Genomic DNA, 13323 nt, shown 5'->3' with positions numbered 1-13323 from the left:
ATGAAAAACAGTCCTTAGAATTACCTTCTTTTAAAACCTTCTAAATAGACTATAGAACAGTACTTGCAAGAAAAGATTGATTACTTTTATTAATCTTGTAAACCATATTACCTATGTCTTTAAATATTCCTGAAAACTTGATAGGACTAACTGATGCTGAAGTATTAGCTTCTAGAAAGAAACATGGATTAAATGAAATGGAGACCATTAAACGGTCCAATTGGCTGACTTTATTATTGGATATAATTAAAGAGCCCATGCTAATATTGCTCTTTGCAATCTCTATTATTTATGTAATAATAGGTGATTATGCAGAGGCATCCTTTATGTTTGTGGCGTTAGTTGCTGTTTCAGCTATTTCTTTCTACCAAGATAACCGCAGTAAGAAAGCTTTGGAAGCCTTGGAGAAGCTGAATGAACCATTAAGCCAAGTAATCAGAAATGGGGGAGTACTTAAAATTCCAACTCGAGAAATTGTGGTAGGTGATTTAAGTATAGTAGAAGAGGGTAAGATGATTAATGCAGATGGAAGAATTGTACATAGTCATGACTTTTCAGTAAATGAGTCTTCTTTAACAGGTGAAAGCTTGTCTGTTTTTAAGAATGCCGATCATGAAGATAATCGAGTTTATAGTGGAACATTAGCTGTGTCAGGATTGGCGGTATTTGAGGTAGAACAAATAGGCAAGGAAACACGATTGGGTAAAATTGGAACTACAATAGGGCAAATTAAAGAAGAACAATCTCCATTACAACATCAAATAGGGAAGTTTGTGAAGAATATGGCCATTATTGGGATAGTCATATTTCTATTGGTCTGTGCGGTAAATTACTACAAGGGACATGATTTGTTGCAAAGTCTTTTAAACGGCTTAACCCTGGCAATGTCCGTTCTGCCAGAGGAAATACCAGTTGCCTTTACCACCTTTATGGCGTTAGGTGCTTGGAAACTAATGCGAGAAGGGGTAATCATAAAACGAAGCAGTATTGTAGAAACATTGGGTAGTACAACGGTAATCTGTACCGATAAAACCGGAACTATTACAGAGAACAGTATGCACTTGAAACAGATCTATGATTTTGCTACTGATAAAACATACAATGAAGCAGAATTTGCTGCTCCTGCATTAAATGAATTGATCAGTTATGCTATGTGGAGTAGTGAGCCTGTACCATTTGATCCTATGGAGAAGACTTTGCATGAGGTTTATGTCAAAACACAAAAGGAGGATCTTCGTAAAGGCTATCACTTATTCCATGAATACCCTTTGGAAGGGAAACCACCCATGATGACTCACCTTTTCGAAGATAAGCATGGTAACCGAATTGTCGCTGCTAAAGGAGCACCAGAAGCCATTCATCAAGTATCTAATTTATCGAATGAAGAAAAGGAAAAGGTTAGGGGCTTGATTACTTCTTTTGGCAGGGAAGGATATCGTGTATTAGGTGTTGCAAAGTCTAATTTTGAAAGTACAGAATTTCCAAAAATACAACAGGACTTTCCTTTTGAGTTTATGGGATTGGTTGTTTTTTATGACCCTCCAAAAAAAGGAATTCAGGAGGTTTTTCAACAGATTTATGACGCTGGAATTCAAGTTAAAGTAATCACTGGTGATAACACAGATACTACCAGAAGTATAGCTAGCCAAGCTGGAATTCAACATACGGATGAAGCTTTAGAAGGCAAGCAGATTATGGCTCTTTCTGAGGATCAATTGCAGACTTCGGTTGAGAAAAATGTCCTTTTCACCAGGATGTATCCTGATGCCAAATTAACCGTGGTCAATGCCCTTAAGAAACAAGGTGAGGTGGTTGCCATGTTAGGCGATGGTGTCAATGATGGCCCTGCCTTAAAGGCTGCCCATATTGGGGTCGCCATGGGAAATAAAGGGACTGAGATTGCAAAAGCAGCGGCTTCTTTGGTTATTACCAATGATGACCTTGGCAAATTGATTGTTGGAATAGCAGCGGGTAGAAGGATATATACCAACATCAAAAAGGCTATTCAATACATCATATCCATACATATCCCTATTATTTTAACAGTTTCATTGCCCCTGTTCTTAGGGTGGATTTATCCACAGATATTTACTCCAGTACATGTGATTTTCTTGGAGTTAATTATGGGGCCAACCTGCTCCATAGTGTATGAAAATGAACCTATGGAAAAAAATACAATGATTCAAAAACCTCGGAAATTAACCGATACTTTTTTGAATTGGAAGGAGTTGACCATCAGTATTATTCAAGGCTTAATTATCACCATAGGCGTGCTTTTTGTGTATCAATGGTGCGTTTGTTTTGGTGCAAATGAAGAGAATGCACGTGCGATGGTATTTACCACGTTAATCTTTGCCAATATCCTTTTGAGTTTAACAAATAGGTCCTTTTATTACAGCTTGTTTGAAAGCTTTAAAAATCGCAATATATTGTTTGCAATCGTTATCACTTTGACTTTATTATTATTGATGGCTATTTTGTACATCCCAGTATTTGCCAGGTTTTTTGATCTAAGTCCATTAAGGTTTGGTGATCTTGTATTCTGCGGATTAATTGCTGCGGTCTCTGTACTTTGGTTTGAACTATATAAATTGATTAGGAGAAGAACAAAGGTTGAAGGCTAATTACAGAAGAATTTAAGATAGGGCATTAGCATATATTGCCAATGCTCTTTTCCTTGCCTCGTCATGGTCTACCATAGGTGAGGGGTATTGATCTGTACCATACTCTGGAACCCATTTTTTGACATAAAGATTTTCTTTGTCAAACTTCTTTAATTGGATATTGGGGTTAAATATTCGGAAATAAGGAGCAGCATCACAACCTGAACCTGCTGCCCATTGCCAATTACCATTGTTGGAAGCTAAATCAAAGTCATCCAATTTTTTTGCAAAATAAGCCTCACCCCATCGCCAATCAATAAGGAGATGCTTGCATAGAAAACTTGCAACCAACATTCGGACACGATTGTGCATAAATCCTGTTTGATTTAATTGACGCATTCCTGCATCCACCAAAGGATAGCCTGTATTCCCAGAGCACCAGAGCTCAAAATCCGCTTCCTTATTCAACCAAGGGATATGGTCATATTTTGGTTTAAATGATTGCTGTTCAACTTGTGGAAAATGATAGAGGATTTGCATGAAAAACTCTCGCCAGATTAACTCCTTCAACCATGTTTGATTATGGTCTAATGCAAATGCTACCGCCTCGCGGATACTTAATGTCCCAAATCGGAAAGCTATGCCTAAATGTGTCGTTTGATCCAAATAGGGATAATCCCGATATTGCTCATAAGAATCAATTATAGAATCATCAAACACAGGGGCAGTATACATGATTTCGGTTTTATTAAAACCTAATTCATTAAGGGTTATGATTCTCTGTGCTTGAATTTGTAGTAACCTTTCCCAATTCATTTCTTGCGGAAGGAGCATTTTCTCGTTCAATTTCTCGATCCACTTTCTTGAGTATGGCGTAAAGACCGTATAAGGCTTTCCATCCTGTTTTAATATATCCGATCCTTCAAATATGACTTGATCCTTATAGGATTGAAAGGGGACATCCTGTTCTTCTAAAAATGATTTTACTTCAAGGTCACGTTTGATTGCATAAGGTTCATAATCGTTATTACAGTAAACCGTATCAATTGCATAATGTTCCAATAATTGGGTGAATGCTTGAATCGGATTTGTGTAGAAACATCTTAAGGAAGCCCCCTTTTTTTCTAATTGCTGATTGACATCAAGAAGAACTTGCTGAATATAATCTACTCTGCGATCTGTTTTATCTTCCAGTTGATCGAGAATAGTAGGGTCGAAAATAAAAATAGGCAATACCGGCGAACTACCCTTTAAAGCATTGGCCAAACCTACATTATCCTTTAACCTTAAATCGCGACGAAACCAAAAAATAGATACCTTTTTCTTCATGAATACATAACCTCAAAAGCCTAAAATTAGCTATTAAATCAACAAAAATTAATCACTTAAAGGCACTAAAAGAATTTCTTTGATAATAAAAGAGAATCTTTAAGTATATTTAATTGATAATGATTCCTTTAAACCTATTTAATACCACTGCATTAATTTAGGCTGCATTATTTGACTAAAACAATGAAAGATATCAACCAACAAAACCAGGTAAACCGTCGTTATTTTTTGAAATCTGCTGCCTTTTTATTGGGTAGTTTGGGTTTATCACAGTTTGATGCATTTGCTGTTCCACTTGAACATGCTCAAATGGAAGAAGGACTTTTTGCCTGTAACCCGTTAATCTGGCGAAGGGGAGATGCGGAATTAGAAATTTTATGTGTTTTTAAAAAACCTGTAGTTTGCTGGGTTCATTATGGTAAGCAACCTGAAAACTTAAATCAAAAAACCAGGGAAGTAAGAGATGGAATGGCTCATGTTGGTACCATACATCGAATCCCTGTAGCTAATTTAGACCCGAATATTCCTTATCATTATCAAATTGAAGCCTCAGAAGTAATACAATTAGAGCGGAAAGACAGCCAATTTGGACCAAAGGAAAAAAGTCCTGTATTCTCTTTAAAAGGTTCTCAATCTAATCAGGCAGAAACATCTTTTATTGTCTTTAATGATATACACGAAACCCCAACTTCTTTTGCCGAATTGAGAAAATTGAGTACCATCAATGAGCCTGAGTTTTATGTGCTAAATGGAGATATGGTCAGTTCCATGAAATCTGAAGATCATTTTATAACGAGTGTTTTGGCTCCAATGGCACTTTTAACGGAGTCTACCATTCCTGTAATCTACTCCAGAGGAAATCATGAAACCTGGAGTGGACATGCTCGTCAGATTACCGATTATATGCGTGGAGTAGATCATCCTTTTTACTATGGATTTCGGCAAGGACCGGTGTACATGCTGATCATGGATTCTGGCGAAACGCGCTCCGATGAAGATGCGGCAAACTGGGGTTTAATAGAGTTTGATGCTTATCGTAGTAAACAAACTGCCTGGCTCAAAGAAGAATTAGAAAAACCTGCATGTCGTGATGCCAAATATCGAATCGTAGTGACACATATTCCTCCATTTTATGCTGGCAAAGAACTTCATGCTGCAACCCAGTATTTCAAAGAATGGGGTGATTTGCTCAATGCTGCTAACATTAGCCTTATGCTTTGTGGGCATACACATAAACCTGGTATACACCCTTCTGTTCCTGGAAAACACAATTTTCCAATTGTAATTGGTGGGGGGCCTAAACCCGGTAATCGAACTGTTATTCAAGTACAAGCCAATTCAGCTAAGTTAAATTTATCCCTTATCCGTGATGATGGTACTTCATTAGGAAACCTAACTGTTTAAAAATATCCTTTGTAATTGAGCCTTTTCATTTATATCTTAATTCCTTCATCAATTTGAGGGAGGTACAATACTTATGCGAAAAGTTATTTTAAATCTGGCGGTTACACTCGATGGTTTTATTGAAGGAAGCAATGGGGAAATTGATTGGTGTATCATGGAACAAGAAATGGATTTTAAAGGCTTTTTAGATAGTGTAGATACCATTTTCTACGGAAGAGTTAGTTATGATCAATGGGGGAATTATAAAGTTGATGAAACGGCTGACCTTTATGAACAAATTATGTGGAAGAAGATTCACGGAATGCATAAATACGTGTTCTCAAGACAAAAGAAGAAGGATGCTGGAGTGACCTATATTTCAGAAAATGTAGTGGAGCAGGTTGCGGCTATTAAACAGAAACCCGGAAAGGATATTTGGTTGTATGGAGGGGCAAGCTTAATTAATTCTTTTATTACAAATGACTTAATTGATAAATATATTTTATCAGTCCATCCAATTGCACTCGGAAAGGGAAAGCCGCTCTTTGAAGACTTAAAGCAATCGCTCTCCTTAAAGCTCGAAAATACAAGGATTTTCCACTCAGGAGTGATTGAGCTCACTTATGTACCCATAAAATAGGCGTCATTATAAGATTTTGGTCATTGTTTTATTTGGCTAATATCAAGCATATATACCCTTTTTCGGACATAATTTGTTCATCAATTGATGATTTAAATAAAAATAAAAAATTCGTTTCCAATAATTTCCACTATCTTTGAGCTAAAGCAAGGCCCTGCTACGGTAATGCTGGTGGAAAAATCTACGTGATCAACCATCATAATAACTATTTCAGTTGCCAAGAATTCGTTAAAAGAGATATAACGACTTAAGTGTTGACAATTGGAAAAGAATCCTTTAAGAATAATTTCCCAATATATTACGATTAACAATTTTAACATGCTCCAATTTATGCGGAGAAGGTCTTGTTGAATAAAGAATAACTTAGCCCTTGTACTAATCAAAGGGTTAAAGTAATAGATTGCGTTAATGAATTTTAAAGATATAGGAGTAATTGCTCCCATTTTAAGTGCCCTGGAAGAGAAGGGATATGTACAACCAACTGAAATACAAAAGCAGGCAATTCCGGTTGTACTTTCTGGAAAAGACCTTATAGGTTGTGCTCAGACAGGAACTGGAAAAACTGGAGCTTTCGCTATTCCCATATTACAATCCCTAAGTAAACAGAAAGAAAAGAGCTTTAAAACTCGTGCTTTGATACTTGTTCCTACTCGGGAATTAGCTATTCAAATTGATCAGAATATTTCTTTTTACGCCAAGAACCTTTCCTTATCCCATTTAGCCATCTTTGGTGGAGTACCACAGAAAAAGCAAGTTGATGCTATCCGCAAAGGCGTGGATGTCTTGATTGCTACTCCAGGTCGATTAATGGATCTGGTAGGACAGGGAATTGTTCATCTTGATGCAGTGAAATGCTTGGTATTGGATGAGGCAGACAATATGCTGGACATGGGCTTTATCCATGATATAAAAAGAATTCTAGCAAAAATTCCTAAAAACAGACAAAGCTTATTGTTTTCAGCTACTATGCCTACCGCAATTCGTAAATTAGCAGCTGATATTCTTACGAATCCAAAGGAAATAAGTGTCACTCCTGTTTCCTCAACAGTGGAAAAGATAAATCAAATGGTTATGTTTATGGAAAAGAAACAAAAACCAATCGTTTTATCCGATTTGCTGAATCAAAAAGAATACAAGCAAACCTTGGTTTTTACACGAACCAAACATGGAGCAGACCGTTTGGCAAAATCTTTGATTAAGAAAAATGTGAATAGCGTTTGTATTCATGGAAATAAATCGCAAAATGCAAGACAAAAAGCATTAGCTTTGTTTAAAGCTGGTGAAATACCTGTACTAATAGCTACAGATATTGCAGCGAGAGGGATAGATATTAAAGAATTACCACATGTAATCAACTATGATCTTCCCGATGACCCGGAAACTTATGTACACCGAATTGGGCGTACAGGTAGAGCAGGAAAGTCTGGCCACGCCATCTCTTTTTGTAGTCCGGAAGAAAGACAGCTGTTACAAAAGATTGAAAAACTAATAGGTTTTAAAATAGATAGTAAAAAAGAAAAAATTAATAACAATAAATAATAATTACAATGCAAGAAGGAACAGTAAAATTTTTTAACGATACTAAAGGTTTCGGTTTTATCACTCCAAACAACGGTGGAGCTGATATTTTTGTTCATACTACTGGTTTAGTGAGTAACATCAGAGAAAAAGATCAAGTGACGTATGACGTAGAAGAAGGAAGAAAAGGATTAAACGCAGTTAATGTACGCGTAGTTAAATAGTCTATTTTAACTTTTTGTGGAAAGGTTGAATTATCAATGGTAATTCAACCTTTTCTTTTTGGTACTGATCTCTTCTTTAATGTTGTGCTCATTTCCGAAATCAAATAATTCCCAACCTTAACACTATAAATAATAATCCATTTCGCATCTCCTGTTACTATATTCATGAAATAAACCTGTTTACATAAAAAAAATATATTTATGTATTCGCGGTTTTGATTGATGGAAAGATGGAATTATCCTGTGTTAGCTCTCATTCTCTTTATAATATTTTATCTTTTTTACGATTTTAATAATAACCCGCTAACAATTTGTTAATCGTTTGTGGTTTATTAATTTTACTTTCATGAAAGTATATGACGTATGAAGTCCCTACTTTTACATAAAGTCCTATTTTAAGGTTCTAATAATAGCACACTAAATTATAAATTGGCATGGTATTCCAAGGGGATAAGGAAAGCTTATCAGATGCAGATTTGTTTTTGAGAATAAAGGATGGAGATACCACATCTTTTCAGCTGCTTTATAATCGGCATATTGACAAAATCTACAGTTATGCATACAGTCTGAATTTAGAAGAAGACGATGCTGAAGACTGCATACAGGAGGTTTTCACTTCTTTATGGCAAAGACGTGCCCAATTGCAAGTTGATAATTTAGGTGCTTGGTTATTTATGGCACTAAAAAAACAGATGCTTTTTCAATTACGAAAAAAGAAGTATCAAGACCAATATGTTGACCAGATTGTCCGCTTTGTTAGCCCTTTCTATGATCCCGTATTGGATACACTCCAAGAAAAACAATTGCAAGAGTTCTTAGAAGTACAAATTCAGCATCTCCCTCCCCGAATGCAAGAAGTATTTAGGCTTAGTCGTATCGACCAGTTGAGCCATAAAGAAATTGCCGCTCAATTACAGATATCCGAACTTACCGTCAAGAAACAAATCAATTCTGTCTTAAAAATATTTAAGCATAAGCTTGGTTATAAGAGTGTTGAAACACTGTTAATCATCTTTTACCTCCTTGACAAAAAATAATTTTCACTTTTTTATACTACCCATGCTCTACTTGTGCAACATGTCTATAATTAGGGCTAATAGAGACCAATTATGACCAATGCTGATATAGCTAAATTGTTGGATAAATACCATGCTGGAGTGTGTACTCCAGAGGAACGTCTATTGCTTGAACTTTGGTTAGAAAATAACCGAAATAATACTGATCGAATCCCCTCAGAGGAAGAAAAAGCTCGAATCTGGCAAGCTATATCCAATTCCACACAAGAACAAGAAATTCAATTACTTTCTAAACCAAGAATTCCAATTTGGAAATGGTCAGCTGCTGCGGCAGTATTGTTGCTGGGCATGGCCTTAACCTGGAATTTAAGCCATCAGCACAAAACTCAAAAAGCGCAAGTTGAGGTGGCACAGCAAGGTCCTATTACTCCAGGAACTGAAAAGGCGGTCCTGACCCTAAGTGATGGAAGACAAATTGATTTGTCCAGTATATCCCAAGAAGGAATAGCGGACCAAGGGGTTGAAATAAGCCGAAATAAAGATGGATTATTGCAATATAAAGTCTTAGGTCAAAATACCCATTCCACAACAGCTTATAATACCATTGAAACTCCTCGAGGTGGACAATACAATGTATTGTTGCCCGATGGAAGTGAAATCCTACTCAATGCTTCTTCGAAATTGAAATTTCCGGTCAATCTTCATCTACAAGATCAACGCCAAGTTGAGTTTTCTGGTGAAGGGTATTTCCAAATAAAAAAAGATGCTGCCCATCCATTTGTGGTGAAAACCGAAGCTCAAGAAATGAAAGTCTTGGGAACAGCATTCAATGTAAACACGTATAGACAAGCTGAAACAGTGACTACCCTGATTGAGGGAAAAGTTCAAGTAAATAACCAAGAAATATTACGTCCTGGCCAACAAGCACGAAGTAATCCAAATGGAACGACTTTAAAGAATGTCCAAGTGGTAGATTTTATTGACTGGAAAAATAAACTATTCATATTCCGTGATGAACCATTGGAGAGTATCATGGAAAGAGTGTCTCGTTGGTATGATGTGGATATTAAATATGTGAATTCATCTAACAAACAAATAAAATTCAATGGGGAAGTTTCTCGATATGCTAAAGTGGAGGAATTACTGGATTTATTGCGCAAAACCAGTACAGTACAATTTGCTGTTCAAGGACGAACTATTGAAATCCGATAATTATCGGAAATGTAATTAATAATTTATTATAAACTAACTTAAATTATGAGGTTAAAATCATTAAAAATGATGAGAACCCTTGGCTTTTTTCTATTGCTATTCCAAATCTCGATAGCAGCAGAAGGTCAGGGTGTAATCTCCTTGCGGAAGCAACAAATCAAGGTCTCCACCTTGGTACAGGAAATCAAAAAACAAAGTGGTTTTCGTGTCTTATACTCCAGTCAAGTCCTTTCTGGAGATGAGAAAATAGTTGTTGATTTTGAAAACAGCTCCTTAGAAGCTGTTATTGCTAGCTTAGCAAAGCAATTGAATGTAGGTTTCGAAATCAAAGATCAAACGGTTTTATTAACGCCAATTGCAAAGTCGAATAAGACTACTACAAACGCAACTTCTGAACGCCAACAATCGCGTATTACAGGACAAGTTAAAGATGAAAAAGGGAATCCACTACGTGGTGCTACCGTTGTTCTTGTAGACAAAAATCAGACAGTAAGTACGGATGAGGATGGTTCATTTAGCTTTGATGCTGCTAGTATTGGAAGTAAAATCCGTGTTCAGTACATCGGTTATCAAACTCAAACGGTGACGGTTAATTCCCTCAGCGAAAAGATTCAGGTACAACTAACTGCTAACCCTAATGTTATTGAGGATGTTGTCGTAACTGCTTTAGGTATCAAACGTGCTGAACGTTCTTTAAGTTATAATGTACAGCAAGTAGGAGGGGATGAGTTGACAAAAGTTGCGGACGCCAATTTGATTAATGCCTTAAATGGTAAAGTTGCTGGGGTAAATATCAATAGTAGCTCTGCAGGAGTAGGTGCCGCATCGAAAGTTGTTTTACGTGGTGCTAAATCGATTTCTAAAGATAATAATGTCTTGTACGTAATTGATGGTATTCCAATGTACAATCGTAAAGGTACAGAGGGTAAAGAGTTCGCATCGACAGGAACATCTGAGGGTATTGCAGATGTCAATCCGGAGGATATTGAATCCATGTCGGTATTGACAGGTGCTGCAGCTGCTGCCCTTTATGGGTCTGAAGCTGCCAATGGAGCGATCGTTATTACCACTAAAAAAGGTGCTGTGGGTAAGACTACCTTAAGTGTAAGTCAAAATACCCAGTTCCACAATGCATTCGTTTTACCTGAATTCCAAAACCGTTATGGTACTGGAAGTGGCATTGCCAGCAATGTTAATGATAAGAGTTGGGGTAAGAAATTAAATGACGCGACTTTTATGGGTTATGATCCTGCGAAAGATTACTTACATACAGGATCTACCTTAACCGAGGGGGTTACCTTCTCTACAGGTACCGAAAAGAATCAAACCTATGCTTCTGCTGCAGCAGTCAATTCCAAAGGCATTATCCCTAATAGTTCTTACGACCGTTATAATTTCACCTTCCGCAATAGCTCCAAGTTTTTAGATGATAAGTTGAGCTTTGATGCCGGACTAAATTATATCATCCAAAACGATCAAAACATGACCAACCAAGGGGTGTATTCTAACCCGTTGACTACAGCATACCTTTTCCCTCGTGGTGATGATTGGGATGCTATCCGCATGTTTGAACGTTATGACGTACAGCGTAAAATCAATACACAGTATTGGCCACAAGGTTTGAATGAAGTAGTTGGTCAAAATCCTTACTGGATTAACTACCGCAATATGCGCAATACGGTGAAAAACCGCTATATGATCAATGCTAGCTTAAACTATAAATTGAACGATTGGTTGAGCTTTACTTCTCGTGGTCGATTGGATAATATTCATGGAAGATTCACCGAAAAATTATACGCTTCAACCAATACCACGATTACAGACGGTTCTGCCAATGGATTCTTTGGTAATGAAGAAATCCAGAATAAACGTATTTATGGTGATGTAGTAGCTAATTTTAATAAAACCTTTAATCAATTCTCTATTCAAGCGAATTTAGGTGCTATTTTACAACAGGATAAATCTTATTCATTTCCAATCAGAGGTCCAATCCTTGAAAATGGTATCCCTAATATTTTCAATATTACCCAAATTGATGATCGTAAGAAATCGCCTTTAATTGATAGAACCCAAGAAACACAATCCATGTTTGTGAACATGGAGTTAGGCTATAAAAACACCTATTTCCTAACGGCTACTGGTCGTAACGATTGGGCATCTCAATTGGCGGGACCACGTTCTGTCCAATCCTCTTTCTTCTATCCATCCATTGGGGCATCGATTATGTTATCAGAGGCTTTGGAACTTCCAGAAGCGATTAGTTACTTGAAGCTACGCTCATCTTATGCTTCTGTAGGTACGCCATTCCCTGAGTTTTTAGCAAATCCAACCTATACTTGGGATGTCGCAACCCAGCAATATACGGATAGAACACATTATCCTATTAGCGATTTAAAACCCGAAAGAACCAATTCATTTGAGGTAGGTTTGGCAGCAAAATTCCTTAATGGCTTCAATCTAGATGTTTCCCTTTATCATGCGATGACCTTAAATCAAACATTTGACCCTAAAATCTCAGTTTCATCTGGTTATAGCACCCTTTATGTGCAGACAGGTCGTGTGTTGAATAAAGGTATAGAATTGGCCTTAGGTTATGACCATACTTGGGAAAATAGCCTTCGTTGGGCAAGTAACTTTACTTTCAGTGCCAATAAAAACCGTATTGAAGAACTGGTTCGAGATTTCACACACCCCGAAACAGGTGCTATTATCAATAAAAACCGCTTAGATGTTGGCGGTTTATCTCAAGCTCGCTTTATTCTGAAAGAAGGTGGAACCTTAGGCGATTTGTATTCGCTTTCTGATATTCGTCGCGATGATCGTGGATTAATCTATGTGGATGAGAAAGGGCAAATATCTGAGAATAATAATGTGGGTGATATTTTTATCGGTAGTGTATTGCCAAAGGCCAATATGGCATGGCGCAATAGTCTGGATTATAAAGGATTCAACTTTGACTTTATGTTTGCTGCTCGCTTAGGTGGTGTGGTTTATTCTGCTACGCAAGCATTCTTGGACTACTATGGAGTTTCAGAAAATTCAGCTTTAGCTCGTGATCAAGGTGGTGTCTTAATCAATGGAACAGACTATATCAATGCCGAGTCGTATTATAATGTAGTCGGTAATAAAAGCGGTATCCCACAATATTATGCCTACAGTGCCAGCAATGTTCGTTTACAAGAAGTGTCATTAGGTTATACTTTCCCGAAATCCTTATTGAAAGAGAAGGGACAATTAAGCGTGTCATTAATTGGTAGAAACCTGTTGATGCTTTACAAGAAGGCTCCTTTTGATCCGGAATCAACGGCTAGCACCGGGAATTATTACCAAGGTATTGACTACTTCATGGTACCAAACACGAGAAACTTAGGATTCAATGTTAGGCTTAAATTTTAAAA

General features: G+C 37.0%; 9 protein-coding genes. 8 read left to right on the top strand and 1 reads right to left on the bottom strand.

What is annotated here, in order from left to right:
- Window positions 1-113 precede the first annotated feature (113 nt).
- Window positions 114-2624, top strand: coding sequence for a cation-translocating P-type ATPase (locus tag ABD676_RS00560; protein ID WP_344672735.1), 2511 nt, complete (start codon window positions 114-116; stop codon window positions 2622-2624).
- A gap of 12 nt (window positions 2625-2636) precedes the next feature.
- Here the strand turns inward: ABD676_RS00560 and ABD676_RS00555 are convergent, their stop codons facing one another.
- Window positions 2637-3932 (bottom strand): cryptochrome/photolyase family protein, encoded by a 1296-nt coding sequence (locus tag ABD676_RS00555; protein ID WP_344672734.1) that lies wholly within the window; start codon window positions 3930-3932, stop codon window positions 2637-2639.
- Window positions 3933-4115: 183 nt separating this feature from the next.
- On the opposite strand from ABD676_RS00555, the gene ABD676_RS00550 reads away from it, so the two are divergent.
- The 7 genes from ABD676_RS00550 (at window position 4116) to ABD676_RS00520 (ending at window position 13321) form a co-directional block, all read left to right on the top strand.
- Entirely contained in the window at window positions 4116-5336 is a 1221-nt protein-coding gene (locus ABD676_RS00550) for a metallophosphoesterase family protein (RefSeq protein WP_344672733.1), read from the top strand.
- Window positions 5337-5409: 73 nt separating this feature from the next.
- Complete coding sequence (locus ABD676_RS00545; RefSeq protein ID WP_344672732.1) at window positions 5410-5955, top strand: dihydrofolate reductase family protein; 546 nt, start codon at window positions 5410-5412, stop codon at window positions 5953-5955.
- 408 nt (window positions 5956-6363) lie between these two features.
- Window positions 6364-7494 (top strand): DEAD/DEAH box helicase, encoded by a 1131-nt coding sequence (locus ABD676_RS00540; RefSeq protein WP_344672731.1) that lies wholly within the window; start codon window positions 6364-6366, stop codon window positions 7492-7494.
- 8 nt (window positions 7495-7502) lie between these two features.
- A complete protein-coding gene (locus ABD676_RS00535) occupies window positions 7503-7697 on the top strand; it encodes a cold-shock protein (protein ID WP_344672730.1) in 195 nt (64 codons plus the stop codon).
- 434 nt (window positions 7698-8131) lie between these two features.
- On the top strand, window positions 8132-8734 hold the full coding sequence (locus ABD676_RS00530; protein ID WP_344672729.1) for an RNA polymerase sigma factor: 603 nt from the start codon (window positions 8132-8134) through the stop codon (window positions 8732-8734).
- Between the two features lie 72 nt (window positions 8735-8806).
- Window positions 8807-9925: a FecR family protein gene (locus tag ABD676_RS00525; RefSeq protein WP_344672728.1), complete on the top strand. Its 1119-nt coding sequence runs from the start codon at window positions 8807-8809 to the stop codon at window positions 9923-9925.
- Between the two features lie 66 nt (window positions 9926-9991).
- Window positions 9992-13321, top strand: a complete 3330-nt coding sequence (locus ABD676_RS00520; RefSeq protein WP_344672727.1) for a SusC/RagA family TonB-linked outer membrane protein — start codon at window positions 9992-9994, stop codon at window positions 13319-13321.
- Window positions 13322-13323 lie beyond the last annotated feature (2 nt).

The sequence above is a fragment of the Sphingobacterium kyonggiense genome (assembly GCF_039536825.1).
Lineage (GTDB): Bacteria > Bacteroidota > Bacteroidia > Sphingobacteriales > Sphingobacteriaceae > Sphingobacterium > Sphingobacterium kyonggiense.
This window is presented reverse-complemented; position numbering and strand designations above follow the sequence as displayed.